Source organism: Acidovorax sp. SUPP2539 (genome assembly GCF_030158975.1).
Taxonomy (GTDB): Bacteria; Pseudomonadota; Gammaproteobacteria; order Burkholderiales; family Burkholderiaceae_C; genus Paracidovorax.
Genome location: NZ_BQXJ01000004.1, coordinates 534,230 through 547,966 on the forward strand (window position 1 = coordinate 534,230; position 13,737 = coordinate 547,966).

The 13,737-nt window shown below is 67.0% G+C and carries 14 protein-coding genes; 9 read left to right on the forward strand and 5 right to left on the reverse strand.

The window, feature by feature from the left end; all coding sequences use genetic code 11:
• Positions 1–72: 72 nt before the first annotated feature.
• Positions 73–1,047 carry a threo-3-hydroxy-L-aspartate ammonia-lyase gene (locus AVTE2539_RS17090; RefSeq protein ID WP_284412337.1) on the reverse strand — a complete coding sequence of 325 codons (975 nt, stop codon included), beginning with the start codon at positions 1,045–1,047 and terminating at the stop codon, positions 73–75.
• A gap of 169 nt (positions 1,048–1,216) precedes the next feature.
• Positions 1,217–2,077 (reverse strand): enoyl-CoA hydratase-related protein, encoded by an 861-nt coding sequence (locus tag AVTE2539_RS17095; RefSeq protein WP_284412339.1) that lies wholly within the window; start codon positions 2,075–2,077, stop codon positions 1,217–1,219.
• A 141-nt stretch (positions 2,078–2,218) separates the two neighbouring features.
• Here AVTE2539_RS17095 and AVTE2539_RS17100 point away from each other — a divergent pair, with 141 nt between their 5' ends.
• Entirely contained in the window at positions 2,219–2,986 is a 768-nt protein-coding gene (locus AVTE2539_RS17100; RefSeq protein ID WP_272563770.1) for a basic amino acid ABC transporter substrate-binding protein, read from the forward strand.
• Positions 2,987–3,088: 102 nt separating this feature from the next.
• The gene (locus AVTE2539_RS17105) at positions 3,089–3,856 is read left to right on the forward strand and encodes an amino acid ABC transporter permease (protein WP_272563769.1); all 768 of its coding nucleotides are present in this window, start codon (positions 3,089–3,091) and stop codon (positions 3,854–3,856) included.
• A gap of 27 nt (positions 3,857–3,883) precedes the next feature.
• On the opposite strand, the gene AVTE2539_RS17110 is transcribed toward AVTE2539_RS17105, so the two are convergent.
• Positions 3,884–4,585 (reverse strand): glutathione binding-like protein, encoded by a 702-nt coding sequence (locus tag AVTE2539_RS17110; RefSeq protein ID WP_284412345.1) that lies wholly within the window; start codon positions 4,583–4,585, stop codon positions 3,884–3,886.
• A 38-nt stretch (positions 4,586–4,623) separates the two neighbouring features.
• The gene (locus tag AVTE2539_RS17115; RefSeq protein WP_284412348.1) at positions 4,624–6,132 is read right to left on the reverse strand and encodes a helicase HerA-like domain-containing protein; all 1,509 of its coding nucleotides are present in this window, start codon (positions 6,130–6,132) and stop codon (positions 4,624–4,626) included.
• Positions 6,133–6,213: 81 nt separating this feature from the next.
• Here AVTE2539_RS17115 and AVTE2539_RS17120 point away from each other — a divergent pair, with 81 nt between their 5' ends.
• The 5 genes from AVTE2539_RS17120 (at position 6,214) to rlmH (ending at position 10,769) form a co-directional block, all read left to right on the forward strand.
• Positions 6,214–6,933, forward strand: coding sequence for a YebC/PmpR family DNA-binding transcriptional regulator (locus AVTE2539_RS17120; RefSeq protein WP_284400361.1), 720 nt, complete (start codon positions 6,214–6,216; stop codon positions 6,931–6,933).
• Positions 6,934–7,015: 82 nt separating this feature from the next.
• Positions 7,016–8,296: a phosphoribosylamine--glycine ligase gene (purD, locus tag AVTE2539_RS17125; RefSeq protein ID WP_284412350.1), complete on the forward strand. Its 1,281-nt coding sequence runs from the start codon at positions 7,016–7,018 to the stop codon at positions 8,294–8,296.
• Entirely contained in the window at positions 8,296–9,261 is a 966-nt protein-coding gene (gene hemF / locus AVTE2539_RS17130) for an oxygen-dependent coproporphyrinogen oxidase (protein WP_284412352.1), read from the forward strand. Before purD ends, hemF begins: the two co-directional genes overlap by 1 nt.
• A 193-nt stretch (positions 9,262–9,454) precedes the next feature.
• Positions 9,455–10,282, forward strand: a complete 828-nt coding sequence (rsfS, locus tag AVTE2539_RS17135) for a ribosome silencing factor (protein ID WP_284412354.1) — start codon at positions 9,455–9,457, stop codon at positions 10,280–10,282.
• A gap of 19 nt (positions 10,283–10,301) precedes the next feature.
• Positions 10,302–10,769: a 23S rRNA (pseudouridine(1915)-N(3))-methyltransferase RlmH gene (gene rlmH, locus AVTE2539_RS17140; RefSeq protein ID WP_284400351.1), complete on the forward strand. Its 468-nt coding sequence runs from the start codon at positions 10,302–10,304 to the stop codon at positions 10,767–10,769.
• A 21-nt stretch (positions 10,770–10,790) separates the two neighbouring features.
• On the opposite strand, the gene AVTE2539_RS17145 is transcribed toward rlmH, so the two are convergent.
• Positions 10,791–11,417, reverse strand: coding sequence for a GNAT family N-acetyltransferase (locus tag AVTE2539_RS17145; protein WP_284412356.1), 627 nt, complete (start codon positions 11,415–11,417; stop codon positions 10,791–10,793).
• A 116-nt stretch (positions 11,418–11,533) separates the two neighbouring features.
• Between AVTE2539_RS17145 and AVTE2539_RS17150 the strand changes: the two genes are divergently transcribed.
• Positions 11,534–12,151, forward strand: a complete 618-nt coding sequence (locus AVTE2539_RS17150; RefSeq protein ID WP_284412518.1) for a Maf family protein — start codon at positions 11,534–11,536, stop codon at positions 12,149–12,151.
• A 76-nt stretch (positions 12,152–12,227) separates the two neighbouring features.
• A complete protein-coding gene (rng, locus tag AVTE2539_RS17155; protein WP_284412358.1) occupies positions 12,228–13,715 on the forward strand; it encodes a ribonuclease G in 1,488 nt (495 codons plus the stop codon).
• The last annotated feature ends 22 nt before the right edge of the window (positions 13,716–13,737 follow it).

Consider the following 13,737-nt stretch of genomic DNA (forward strand, 5'->3'; position numbering starts at 1 on the left):
AAACCGGTCTGCAGGGGGCAGGGGAAAGAAAAGGTGCGTGCGTCGCCGCGCAGGGGCGGCGCGGGGCGCGGATCAGTCTGCCAGAAAGCGTGCGTACCGCGCCAGGTCGACGTTGCCGCCGCTCACGACGATGCCCACGCGCTTGCCGTGCAGGTCCACGCCGCCGTGCAGGGCGCCCGCGAAGGCGAGGGCGCCGGTGGGCTCCACGACGATCTTCATGCGTTCGGCGAAAAAGCGCAGGGCCTGGACCAACTGCTCGTCGGTGGCGGTGACGATGTCGGCCACGTCGCGCTGGATGATGGGAAAGGTGATGCTGCCCAGCGCCTGGGTCTGCGCGCCGTCGGCGATGGTGTGGGGCGTGTCGATGCGCACGATGCGGCCGGCGCGCAGCGATTGCTGGGCGTCGTTGCCGGCGGCCGGCTCCACGCCGATCACCTGGCAGTCGGGGGCCAGCGCCTTCGCGGCCAGAAGGCTGCCGGACAGCAATCCGCCGCCGCCCAGGCACACGAACAGGTAATCGAGGTCGGGCACTTCTTCGAGCAGCTCCTTGGCGGCGGTGCCCTGGCCGGCGATGACATGCGGATGGTCGAACGGCGGCACCAGGGTCATGCCGCGCTCCTGTGCGAGCCGGTGGCTGATGGCCTCGCGGTCTTCGGTGAAGCGGTTGTAGGTGACGACCTGGGCGCCGTATTCGCGCGTGGCGGCCATCTTGGCGGTGGGCGCATCCTCGGGCATGACGATCAGGGCGGGCATGTCCAGCAGGCGGGCCGAGAGGGCGATGGCCTGCGCGTGGTTGCCGGAAGAAAAAGCCAGCACGCCGCCTTCGCGCTGGGTGACGTCGAACTGCGCCAGGGTGTTGTAGGCGCCACGGAACTTGAAGGCGCCCATGCGCTGCAGGTTCTCGCACTTGAAAAAGAGCTGGGCGCCGCACTGCTGGTCCGCCGTGCTGGAGCGCGCCACGGGCGTGCGGTGCGCGACGCCCTGGAGCCGATGGGCCGCGTCGGCGACGTCGGTGTAGGTGGGCAGGGCCGGGATGTGCGTAGGCATGGCTGCGTCCTCGCGTAGACGGGATCGGAAAGAGCACGCATCATAGCCCGCCAGCGAGCGGCGAAGCGCCGAAATGGGCTGCAGCGCAAGCCCAGCAAGCGCAGGCAGCTATCGAATTTGATAGCAAACGCCCGCCTGCCGCGGCCCGCAGGCGGGGCGGACCGATCGCTCACTCTCCATCGCTGAAGCGCTGCAGCGGCGCGAGCGGAGGAAAGGCGCCCTCGCGCCTGCCACGCATCGCGTCCACGGCCTCGCCCACATGCCGGTTGCTCCAGATCGCACCCTGCAGCCAGCCCATCTGGCGCAGGCTGTCGTCCACCGAGTGGTCGCGCGCATAGTGCACGGCCTGCTTGGTGCCCCAGATGGCGACCGGCGGCTTGGCGGCGATCTCGCGGGCGCAGGCCAGGGCCGCGTCCAGCATCGCCGCCTGCGTGTCGAACAGTTCGTTGACCAGCCCGCAGGCCAGGGCGCGTGGTGCGGGCAAGCGCCGGCCGGTGTAGGCCAGCTCCTTGACGATGCCCAGCGGAATCAGCTTGGGCAGGCGCTGCAGCGTGCCCACGTCGGCCACCATGCCGATGTTGATCTCCTGGATGCAGAAGAACGCGTCCTGCGTGGCGTAGCGGATGCAGGCGGCCGTCACCATGTCCACCGCGCCGCCGATGCAGCCGCCGTGGATGGCGGCGATCACGGGAATGCGCAGCGATTCCATGCGCGTGAACGTGGCCTGCATGTCGGTCAGCAGGTCGAAAAGGGCGGCGCGGCCTTCGGGGCTCTGGTCGTCCATGGCGATGGCGCCACCGAACGTATCCAGCGCCATGCCGGCCGAAAAGTGCTTGCCCGTGCTGCTGATGACCAGCGCGCGCGCCTCGCCCGACCGGTGCAGCCGCGCCAGCACGGTGTCCAGCTCGCGCCAGAACGCCGGGTGCATGGTGTTCAGGGCCTCCGGCCGGTTCAGCACCAGATGCGCCACCTGGTCGGTGATGGCGAGCGAAAAGCAGGTGAGGGCGGGGAGGTCGGTGGTATCGGTCATGCGGCGCACTCTAGGCGGGTTGGCGCCAAGGCCGCCGTCACCTGTGCGACGGCGGCGTTGGGCGGCACCGCAAGGAAGGCACGGGGGGCCGGCCGATATACTTCCCGGTCCTGTTTCCGGGCTTTCCCGCCCCATCTCCCCATGCAAATCTCCCGCCGCCTTTTCGCCCTGGGCCTTGGCCTGGCTGCCGCAATGACTGCTCCGCTGGCTGCCCACGCGCAGGACCGCGAGTTGACCGTGGCCTCCAGCGCCACCTACGCGCCGTTCGCCTTCGAAAACAAGGACAAGCAGATCGTCGGTTTCGACATCGACATCATCAACGCCATCGCGAAGAAGCAGTCGCTCAAGATCAAGGTGGTGAACACCCCCTGGAGCGGCATTTTCGCGGCGCTGAACAACGGCGATGTGGACCTGGTGATCTCCGGCGTGACCATCAACGACAAGCGCCGCCAGAGCTACGACTTCACCGAGCCGTACTTCGCCGCCCAGCAGCTGATCGCCGTGCCCAAGGCGAGCAGCGTGGCCTCGCTGAAGGACCTGGCTGGCAAGAAGATCGCCGTGGTGAATGCCTCCACGGCGGACGACGTGGCCTCGCGCGAGTTCGGCAAGACCAGCCCGAACATCCGGCGCTTCGAGAGCACGCCGCTCATCATTTCCGAACTGGCGGGCGGCGGTGTGGATGCGGCCATCGGCGACAACGGCGTGATCGCCTACCGCGTGGCGCAGAACGCCGCGCTGAAGACGGTGGAAGACCCCGCGTTCCCTGTCGAGGGCTTCGGCATCGTCGTCAAGAAGGGCGACAAGGCGCTGCAGGACAAGCTCAACGCCGGCCTGGCCGCCGTGCGGGCCGATGGCAGCTACAACGAGATCTACAAGAAGTGGTTCGGCAAGGAATACAAGCCACGCTGATCGCTGATCGGCACGCCGCTTTTCGGCATGACACCACGGCCGCGCTGCGGCCGTTTTTGCGGGCGCCTATGCGCCCGACGCGACCAATGAGAGGAAGAGGCCATGGAGCCTGTTGAGTGGTTTGGCTGGTTCCGGCCGGACATCCTGGTGGAATACAAGGACCTGTTCATCCAGGGCGCGTGGATGACGATCGGCGTGACGGTGGTGTGCGTGCTGCTGGGCGGCACATGGGGTCTGTTGCTCGCGCTGGCCCGCCTGGCGCAGGCGCGCCATGCGCCGCTGAGCTGGGTGTGCCGCTATCTGCTGCGGTGGCCATCCACCGTGTATGTGAGCTTCTTTCGCGGCACGCCGTTGTTCGTGCAGATCCTGCTGATGCACTTCGCGGTGCTGCCGCTGTTCATCCATCCGACGTCGGGCCTGCTGGTGACGGGCGACTTCGCGCGCACGCTCAAGCAGGAGCATGGCGCGCTGATCTCGGGCATCGTGGCGCTCACGCTCAATTCCGCCGCGTACATCTCGGAGGTGTTCCGCGCGGGCATCCAGTCGATCGCGCGTGGGCAGTCCGATGCGGGGCGCTCACTGGGCTTCACGCCCGGGCAGGTAATGCGCTACGTGGTGCTGCCGCAGGCTTTTCGCCGCATGCTGCCGCCGCTGGGCAACAACGCGATCGCGCTGCTGAAAGACACCTCGCTGATCTCCGCCATCGGCCTGGCCGAGATGGCCTATGCCGCGCGCACCGTGGCCGGGGCCTATTCGCGCTACTGGGAGCCGTATCTGGCGATTGCCCTGGCCTACTGGATCATGACGCTCGCGCTGACCGGCGCCCTGCGCAGGCTGGAAAGCCACCTGGCGCGCAGCGACCGGGTCTGACGCCGCTGCTGGAAGGCACTGGCGGTTTCAGCGCCGCACGGTGCTGGCGTCCTGCCCGAACAGCACCTTCTTCGCATCTTCGTCCACGGTGGGGGCGGTGTTGATGCGCTGGACCAGGTCGTACGCCCGTACGATGGCGGGGCGCTCGCGGATGCGTTCGAACCATTGCGCCAGGTGCGGGAAGTCCTTGAGGTTCTGCCGCTGGCGCTCGTGCGGCACGATCCAGGGGTAGCAGGCCATGTCGGCGATGGAATAGGTGCCGGCGATGTACTCGCGCCCATCGGACAGGTGCTTGTCCAGTACGCCATACAGGCGCCCAGTTTCCTTCACGTAGCGGTCGATTGCGTAGGCGATGGGCTCCGGCGCATATTGCGTGAAGTGGTGGTTCTGCCCCGCCATGGGCCCCAGGCCTCCCATCTGCCAGAACAGCCACTGCAGGGCTTCGGTGCGGCCGCGCAGGTCCTGGGGAACGAACTTTCCCGTCTTGTCGGCCAGGTACAGCAGGATGGCGCCGGACTCGAACACCGAAATGGGCTCGCCGCCCCCCGTGGGCGCATGGTCCACGATGGCGGGAATGCGGTTGTTGGGCGCGATGCGCAGGAAGTCGGGCTGGAACTGCTCGCCCCGGCCGATGTTCACGGGCAGCACGCGGTAAGGCAATGCGGCCTCTTCGAGGAACATCGTGATCTTGTGGCCGTTGGGCGTGGTCCAGTAGTGCAGGTCGATCATGGCAGGGTTCCTTGGGTTTTCTGGCGAGGGCGGATTCATCAGCGCTTGCGGCCGCCGAACAGGCTGCCCAGCACGCCGCGCAGGATCTCCTTGCCCAGCGAGGTACCCATGGTGCGCACGGCGGATTTGGCCATGGTCTGCACCAGCCCGTCGTGCTTGCCGCCGCGTGGGCCGGTCGAGCCGAACAGCACGTCGTTCAGCCCACCCATGACACCGCCGCCCGCGCCATCGGTGGCGCCGCCCTTCGTGCTGGCGGGCGCCGTGGCGGCGGCTTCGGTGCGGCCCTGGAGCTTTTCGTAGGCGGATTCACGGTCCACGGCTTTCTCATACACGCCGGCGACGAGCGAACCGGCCAGCAACCCCTGCCGCTGGGCGGGCGTGATGGGCCCCAACTGGCTGGCGGGGGGCAGCACGAACACGCGCTCGGTCACGCTGGGCCGGCCCTTGGCGTCCAGGAAGCTCACCAGCGCCTCGCCCACCGCCAGTTCGGTGATGGCGGTTTCGATGTCCAGGCCCGGTTTCTGGCGCATGGTGGTGGCCGTGGCCTTCACCGCTTTCTGGTCGCGCGGTGTGAAGGCGCGCAGCGCGTGCTGCACGCGGTTGCCCAGCTGGGCCAGGACGCTGTCGGGAATGTCGAGCGGGTTCTGGGTGACGAAATACACGCCCACGCCCTTGGACCGCACCAGCCGCACCACCAGTTCGATGCGCTCGACGAGCACCTTGGGCGCTTCGTTGAACAGCAGGTGGGCCTCGTCGAAGAAGAAGACGAGCTTGGGGACTTCCGGGTCGCCGATCTCGGGCAACTGCTCGAACAGTTCCGACAGCATCCACAGCAAGAAGGTGGCATACAGGCGCGGCGAATTCATGAGCTTGTCGGCGGCCAGGATGTTCACGATGCCTCGCCCGTCCACCGTCTGCATGAGGTCGTTGATGTCGAGCATGGGCTCGCCGAAGAACTGGGTGCCGCCCTGTTGCTCGATCTGCAACAGGCCCCGTTGGATCGCGCCTACGCTGGCGGCGCTGATATTGCCGTACCCTGTCGTGAATTCCTTGGCGTTGTCGCCGACGTACTGGAGCATGGCCCGCAGGTCTTTGAGGTCGAGCAGCAGTAGTCCGTTGTCGTCGGCGATCTTGAAAACCAGGTTGAGCACGCCCAGTTGGGTCTCGTTCAGGTTGAGCATGCGGCCCAGCAGCAGCGGGCCCATGTCGGACACCGTGGCGCGCACCGGGTGGCCTTGCTGGCCGAACACATCCCACAGGGTGGTGGGGCAGGCCAGGGGCTCCGGCAGCGGAAGGTCACGCTCCTTGAGCGTGGCCGCCAGCTTGTCGCCGATACTGCCCGGTTGGCTGATGCCGGTGAGGTCGCCCTTGATGTCGGCCATGAACACCGGCACCCCGATGCGCGAGAAGCCTTCGGCCAGCGTCTGCAGGGTGACCGTCTTGCCCGTGCCGGTGGCACCGGTGATGAGGCCGTGGCGGTTGGCCAGGCCGGGCAGCAGGTGGCATTCGGTGGTGCCGTGCTTGGCAATGAGAAGAGGTTCGGCCATGGCGTCAGGGTGCGGAGTGGGGTGGATGCGTCAAAAGTAAAATCGCGGGCAGTAGATTAAATCAATACCAGAAGGACTCCTGTGGCAGGACACAGCAAATGGGCAAACATCCAGCACCGCAAAGGTCGGCAGGATGAAAAGCGCGGCAAGATCTGGACCCGGATCATTCGAGAGATCACGGTGGCGGCACGGGCGGGCGGGGGCGATGTCTCCGCCAACCCCCGGTTGCGTCTGGCCATCGAGAAGGCCAAGGCCGCGAACATGCCGGCCGACCGCATCAAGTACAACATCGACAAGGCCACCGGCAATGCCGAGGGTGTGAGCTACGAGGAAATCCGCTACGAAGGCTACGGCATCGGCGGTGCGGCCATCATCGTGGACACCATGACCGACAACCGCGTGCGCACCGTGGCCGAAGTGCGTCATGCCTTCAGCAAGCATGGCGGCAACATGGGCACCGAAGGCTCCGTGGCCTTCCAGTTTAAGCACTGCGGCCAACTGATCTTCGCACCCGGCACCAGCGAGGACCAGGTGATGGAAGTGGCCCTGGAGGCCGGCGCGGAAGACGTGGTCACGGGCGAGGACGGCGCCATCGAAGTGCTCACCGCCTACGCCGATTTCGAAGCGGTGAAGAACGCGCTGGAGGCCGCCGGCCTGGTGCCCGAGGTGGCCGAGGTCACCATGCGCGCCGAAAACACCATCGAGCTCGAAGGCGACGACGCCGCGCGCATGCAAAAACTCCTCGACGTGCTGGAAGACCTGGACGACGTGCAAGAGGTCTATCACAACGCTGCCTTATGAACATGAGCCTGAACCTCTGCAATCGATCCCTGCCCGCCGAAGGGCCCACCTGCCTGCCGCCAGCGGCCCATCGGAGTCCGGTATGAAAGTCCTTGTGATTGGCGGCGGTGGCCGTGAACACGCCATGGCCTGGAAGCTTTCGCAGTCTCTCAAGGTCACGAAGGTCTATGTGGCGCCGGGCAACGGCGGCACGGCCCTGAACCCCAAGCTCGAAAACGTGGCCATCACCGATGTGCGCGAACTGCGCGCCTGGGCGCACGACCAGAAGATCGCGCTGACCGTGGTCGGCCCCGAGGCGCCTCTGGCCGCCGGCGTGGTGGACGAATTCCGCGCGCACGGGCTGCGCATCTTCGGCCCCACGAAGGCTGCCGCGCAGCTTGAAAGCTCCAAGGCGTTCTCCAAGGCCTTCATGCGCCGCCATGGCATTCCCACGGCGGACTACGACACGTTCACCGACCCGGCGGCGGCCCATGCCTTCGTGGAGCGGCTGGGCGCCCCGATCGTCATCAAGGCCGACGGCTTGGCGGCCGGCAAAGGCGTGGTGGTGGCCATGTCGCTGCAGGAGGCCCACGACGCGGTGGATTTCATGCTGGTGGACAACAAGTACGGCGTGACGCACAACGAAGGCGGCGCACGCGTCGTGATCGAAGCGTTCCTGCAAGGCGAGGAAGCCAGCTTCATCGTGCTGTGCGACGGCAAGAACGTCACCGCCCTGGCGACCAGCCAGGACCACAAGCGCCTGAAGGACGGCGACCAGGGCCCCAACACCGGTGGCATGGGCGCGTATTCGCCCGCGCCCGTGGTCACCGCTGACGTGCACGCCCGCGCCATGCGCGAGATCATCCTGCCCACCATCCGTGGCATGGAAAAGGATGGCATTCCATACACGGGCTTCCTGTACGCCGGCCTGATGATCGATTCGACCGGCCACCCCAAGACGCTGGAGTTCAACTGCCGCATGGGTGACCCCGAGACGCAGCCGATCCTCATGCGCCTCAAGAGCGATTTCGTCGATGTGCTGGGCGCCGCGGTGGACGGCAAGCTCGACCAGGTCGAATTGCAATGGGACCGCCGCACCGCGCTGGGCGTGGTGATGGCCGCGCACGGCTACCCGGAAGATCCGCGCAAGGGCGATGCGATCACGGGCCTGCCTGCGGACGCCGACGAAGCCATGGTGTTCCATGCCGGCACGGCGCTGAAGGACGGCGTGCCGCACACCACGGGCGGACGCGTGCTGTGCGTGACCGTGCTGGCCGACAGCGTGAAGCAGGCGCAGCAGCGTGTGTACGACGTGGCCCGTGGCATCCATTTCGATGGCGCGCAGTACCGCCGCGACATCGGCCATCGCGCGGTGAAGAGCTGATGGCGGCACCCGCACCGGCGCCTGCCCTGAACGCGGCCGACACGGCCACCCGCGTGCGGGCCTACCTGGAAGGGCTGCAGGCGCGCATCACCTCGGCCCTGGAAGAGATCGAAGGGCCCGCGGCGCGCGGCGGTGGCCGGTTCCTGAACGATGCGTGGCGCAAGGCGCCGGGCGAACCGCTGCAGGGCGACGGCATCACCCGCATCCTGGAGGGCGGCCGCGTGTTCGAGCGCGCGGGCTGCGGCTTCTCGCACGTGCGGGGCGCCACGCTGCCGCCATCGGCCACGCAGCACCGGCCCGAGCTGGCTGGCGCGCCGTTCGAGGCCATGGGGGTATCGCTGGTGTTCCACCCGGTCAACCCCTATGTGCCCACGGTGCACATGAACGTGCGCATGATCGTGGCGGCTCCGGCCGAAGGCGCTCCGGTGTGCTGGTTCGGCGGTGGCATGGACCTCACGCCCTACTACGGTTTCGAGGAAGACGCGGTGCACTTTCACCGCGCCTGCCGCGATGCGCTCAATCCCTTCGGCGAGGGCCTGTACCTGCGTTTCAAGCGCTGGTGCGACGAGTACTTCTACCTCAAGCACCGCAACGAGCAGCGTGGCGTGGGCGGCATCTTCTTCGACGACTTTTCCGAGCTGGGCTTCGAGCGCAGCCTGGGCATGGTGCAGTCCGTGGGGGACGCGTTCCTGGGCGCCTACCTGCCCATCGTGCATCGGCGCCAGGCGATCCCGTTCGGTGATCGGCAGCGCGAGTTCCAGTGCTACCGGCGCGGTCGCTATGTGGAGTTCAACCTGGTGTGGGACCGGGGCACGCACTTCGGCCTGCAGTCGGGCGGGCGCACCGAATCGATCTTGCTGTCGATGCCGCCCATGGCGGGCTGGTCGTACCAGCGCCAGGAGGCTCCGGGCTCGCCCGAGGCTGAGCTCACACGGCGCTTTCTGGTGCGGCGGGACTGGCTCTGAACCCAGCCCGTGCGTTCGCAAAAAGGCCGAAAGCTATAATTTCAATAGCTGCTCGCGCTCATGCCATGAGCGCCGAAGGCCAAAAACACCCTTGATGTGCGCGGGATGGCCGAATCGCCACCCGGGCCCGCCGCATTGGCCGATGCCCGGGTTGCACGCTATATTGGCCCCATCCTTTTTAGACAAACGCCTGATGACCACCTCCTCCAAATCGGAATCCGCTGCCAAAAAAGACGTCACCAAGCTCCAGCGCGCCATCGTCGATGGCCTGGAAGACGTCAAAGCGCAAGACATCCAGGTGTTCAACACCGAGCACCTCTCGCCGCTGTTCGAGCGCGTGATCGTGGCTTCGGGCACCTCCAACCGCCAGACCAAGGCGCTGGCGGCCAGCGTGCGCGATGCGGTGCGTGAAGCGGGCTTCGGCAAGCCCCGCATCGAGGGTGAGGACAACGGCGAGTGGATCATCGTGGACTGCGGCGCCGCCGTGGCGCACATCATGCAGCCGGCCATCCGCCAGTACTACCGCCTGGAAGAGATCTGGGGCGATACCCCCGTGCGCCTGAAGCTCGGCGCTGCCAAACCCAAGGCCGTGGAAGGCGCGGCAGGCACTGCGAAGAAAAAGCCCGCCGCCAAGAAGGCCGCCGCCGCTCCCGAACAACCCGCCCGCAAGCCCGGCGTGAGCAAGGTCGCCGCCAAGGCCCCCGCTGCGAAAGCCCCGGCCAAGACTGCAGCCAAGACGACCGGAAAGCCGGCCGGCCGTGGCGCCGTGAAGCAGGCCGCGCCTGCAAAGACGACCGCGAAGACGGCGGCCAAGACGACCGCCAAGCCGGTGTCCAAGGCGCCCATCAAGACCCTGGTGGTCAAGCCCATCGCCAAGAAGACGGCGGGCAAGCCCGCCGCCAAAAAGGCTCCGGGCCGCTCCACCGCCGCTGCGGCCCCCAAGGCGGCGCCCCGTGCTGGCACCGTGAAGACGGCGGCCAAGCGCCCCGCCGCCAAGAAGTCGCCGACCCGCAGGGGCTGAACCAGCGCCTGAGCGATCGATGAAGTTGCTGATCGTGGCCGTGGGCCAGCGGGTGCCCGACTGGGCGCAGACGGCCTACGACGACTACGCCAAGCGGTTTCCTCCGGAACTGAAGGTCGAGCTCAAGGCGGTGAAGACCGAGCCGCGCGGCTCCAAGACGCTGGAGACGCTCTACGCCGCCGAGCGTGAGCGCATCGAGACGGCCATACCCCGCGGCACCCGCGTGGTGGCGCTGGACGAGCGGGGCACGTCCCTCACCACCAAAGCCCTCGCAGAGCGCCTCAAAGGCTGGCAATTGGGAGGCGACGATGTGGCCCTGGTCATCGGCGGACCCGATGGCCTGGACCCCGCCTTTCGGCAGGCTGCGCACGAGCGCATACGCCTGTCCGACCTGACCTTGCCGCACGCCATGGTGCGGGTGCTGCTGATCGAGCAGCTTTACCGGGCGTGGTCGGTGAACGCGGGGCACCCCTACCACCGCGAATAAGCGGCTGACGACCCGGCGGTGTCAGGCCTCGGCCAATTCTTCGGCCCGTGCAGCCGTTGCGCTGAGGGTGGCGGCTTGTCCTTGCGCCTGCAGGGCATAGGCGGGCGCGAACTCCGTGGCCAGCAGGCTGAAGGACAGCAGATCATGGTGCCGTCCGCTCCAGAATCCTGCACTGCGCAGCAGCCCTTCCCGCTGGAACATCCAGCGCTGCAGAATGCGGATCGATGGCAGGTTGTCGGGATGCACCGTGGCGCTGATGCGCATCAGCTGGAGATGAAGGAAGCACCAGTTCAGCACCCTGCCGATCGCTTCGTTCATGAAGCCCCGGCCCTGGTAGGGCGCCGCCAGTTCATAGCCCAGTGCGGCGCTGAGCGTGGCGGCGTCGCATTGCGTGAAGTTGCATTGCCCGATCATGCCCGGCGCGTCCTTGCGCTCGATGGCCCAGCAGAATCCCGGGACGGGCCGCTGCGTCAACTGATCGGTCCAGTTCACGAAATCCAGCGCACCCTCCAGGTCTTGGATCGCGTTGTAGCCGGCCCACTGCCTCGACTCCGCATCCGCATGCATGGCGAGCATGGCCGGGGCATCGGCCGCCACCATCTTGCGCAGCCTGAGCCGCGGTGTCTCCAATGTGGGAAAGAAGGTCATGCGCCATTCTTGAAAAGGCCGGCAGCGCAGGTCCGCCGGTTCCCGAAGCAGCCGACGTCGAACCGAAGCGGCGCAGCGAGAACGATCGGCTATCCTCGCGCCCCGTGCCGTCCTCTATTCCTTCCTTCATCTATCTCGCATCCCAAAGCCCGCGCCGCCGCCAACTGCTCGATCAGTTGGGGGTTCGCCATGAACTGCTGCTGCCCAATGCCGATGGCGATGTGGCCGAAGACGCAGAGGCCATCGAGGTGCTGCTGGCCAGCGAGCCGCCCGCCCGCTATGTGCAGCGCGTCACGGGGCTCAAGCTTGATGCGGCCGTCGCCCGCCGTGCCCGGCGCGGGTTGCCGGATGCGCCCATCCTTTGCTCGGACACCACGGTGGCCTGCGGCCGCACGATATACGGCAAGCCAGAGGATGCCGCCGACGCGCGCCGCATGCTGGGCGAGTTGTCGGGGCGTACGCACCGCGTGCTCACGGCGGTGGCCCTGCAGCACGGCGAAACGCGGTCGGTCGCGCTGTCGGTCTCTAACGTGACCTTTGCCGCGCTCACTCCCGCCCAGATCGCGGCATATGTGGACAGCGGCGAGCCCATGGGCAAGGCCGGGGCGTATGGCATCCAGGGGCCCGCGGCGCAGTACGTGTCGCACTTGGCCGGCAGCTATACCGGCATCATGGGATTGCCCCTGTTTGAGACGGCGCAACTGCTGCGCTCGGCCGGCATGCTGCGCGACTGAATGGCGATGTGGGTTCGGTGAGCCCGCCATTCAGGCGGGTTTCAGGCATCATGGGTGGCCACTTTTTTCCGACCCCATGCAACAAGACATCCTGATCAACTGGTCCCCCCAAGAAACCCGCGTGGCGGTGGTCGAGCACGGCGCGGTGCAGGAACTGCACGTGGAACGCACCCTGGAGCGGGGCCTGGTGGGCAACGTGTATCTGGGCAAGGTCTCGCGCGTGCTGCCCGGCATGCAGTCGGCATTCATCGACATCGGCCTGGAGCGCGCGGCGTTCCTGCACGTGGCGGACGTGTGGCACCGGCAGGAAGGCGGCGAGGCACCCATGTTCGCGCGCAAGGGCGAGCCACCGGTGCCGATCGAGAAACAGGTGTTCGAAGGTCAGTCGCTCATGGTGCAGGTCATCAAGGACCCCATCGGCACCAAGGGCGCGCGCCTGTCCACGCAGATCAGCATTGCGGGACGGCTGCTGGTGTTTCTGCCCCAGGACGACCATGTGGGCGTGTCGCAGAAGATCCCCGCCGACGAGCGCGATGCCCTGCGTGGGCGGCTTCAGGCACTGGTGGGCGACAAGGCGTCGGGAGGCGGCGGCGGGTTCATCCTGCGCACCAATGGGGAAGACTCCACCGACGCCGAACTGGCCGAAGACATCGCCTACCTGCGCAAGACCTGGGCGCGCATCAAGGACGCCTCGCTGCGCCTGCCACCCATGTCGCTGCTGCACCAGGACCTGAGCCTGCTGCAGCGCGTGCTGCGCGATCTGGTGGGGGAGGAAACGGCCACCATCCGCATCGACTCGCGCGAACAGTTTTCCGCGCTGCAGGCCTTCGGCCACGAGTTCATGCCGGCTGCGGCGCCGAAGCTGCAGCTGTACAAGGGCGAGCGGCCCATCTTCGACCTGTATGGCATCGACGAGGAAATCGGCCGCGCCCTGGGCCGGCGCGTCGATCTGAAGTCGGGCGGCTACCTGATCGTGGACCAGACCGAAGCACTGACCACCATTGATGTGAACACGGGCGGTTATGTGGGCGCGCGCAATTTCGACGACACCATTTTCAAGACCAACCTGGAGGCGGCGCAGGCCATCGCACGGCAGTTGCGGCTGCGCAATCTGGGCGGCATCGTGATTGCGGACTTCATCGACATGGCGCGTGAAGACCACCAGCAGGCCGTGCTCGCGGAGTTCAAGAAGCAGCTCGCTCGCGACCGGGTCAAGACCATGGCCGGGGGCTTTTCGCAATTGGGCCTGGTCGAGATGACGCGCAAGCGCACCCGCGAATCCCTGGCCCACATGCTGTGCGAACCCTGCGAGCATTGCAAGGGCAAAGGCATCGTGAAGACCGCGCGCAGCGTGTGCTACGACATCCTGCGAGAAATCTTGCGCGAGGCGCGCCAGTTCAACCCGCGCGAGTTTCGCGTGGTCGCCTCGCCGCGCGTGGTGGAATTGTTCCTCGACGAGGAGAGCCAGCATCTGGCCGGGCTGTCGGATTTCATCGGAAAGCCCATCTCGTTGCAGGCCGAAACGGCGGTGGGGCAGGAGCAGTACGACATCGTGCTGCTTTGAGACACGGGCTTGCCGCCCCAAC

What these genes read in the sequence shown, in the direction of transcription:
- AVTE2539_RS17100 (WP_272563770.1), top strand. Translation starts at nt 2,219, where the DNA reads ATGCAAATCTCCCGCCGCCTTTTCGCCCTGGGCCTTGGCCTGGCTGCC.
- AVTE2539_RS17115 (WP_284412348.1), bottom strand. Translation starts at nt 6,132, where the DNA reads ATGGCCGAACCTCTTCTCATTGCCAAGCACGGCACCACCGAATGCCAC.
- AVTE2539_RS17145 (WP_284412356.1), bottom strand. Translation starts at nt 11,417, where the DNA reads ATGACCTTCTTTCCCACATTGGAGACACCGCGGCTCAGGCTGCGCAAG.
- AVTE2539_RS17095 (WP_284412339.1), bottom strand. Translation starts at nt 2,077, where the DNA reads ATGACCGATACCACCGACCTCCCCGCCCTCACCTGCTTTTCGCTCGCC.
- AVTE2539_RS17090 (WP_284412337.1), bottom strand. Translation starts at nt 1,047, where the DNA reads ATGCCTACGCACATCCCGGCCCTGCCCACCTACACCGACGTCGCCGAC.
- AVTE2539_RS17105 (WP_272563769.1), top strand. Translation starts at nt 3,089, where the DNA reads ATGGAGCCTGTTGAGTGGTTTGGCTGGTTCCGGCCGGACATCCTGGTG.
- hemF (WP_284412352.1), top strand. Translation starts at nt 8,296, where the DNA reads ATGGCGGCACCCGCACCGGCGCCTGCCCTGAACGCGGCCGACACGGCC.
- rlmH (WP_284400351.1), top strand. Translation starts at nt 10,302, where the DNA reads ATGAAGTTGCTGATCGTGGCCGTGGGCCAGCGGGTGCCCGACTGGGCG.
- rsfS (WP_284412354.1), top strand. Translation starts at nt 9,455, where the DNA reads ATGACCACCTCCTCCAAATCGGAATCCGCTGCCAAAAAAGACGTCACC.
- rng (WP_284412358.1), top strand. Translation starts at nt 12,228, where the DNA reads ATGCAACAAGACATCCTGATCAACTGGTCCCCCCAAGAAACCCGCGTG.
- purD (WP_284412350.1), top strand. Translation starts at nt 7,016, where the DNA reads ATGAAAGTCCTTGTGATTGGCGGCGGTGGCCGTGAACACGCCATGGCC.
- AVTE2539_RS17110 (WP_284412345.1), bottom strand. Translation starts at nt 4,585, where the DNA reads ATGATCGACCTGCACTACTGGACCACGCCCAACGGCCACAAGATCACG.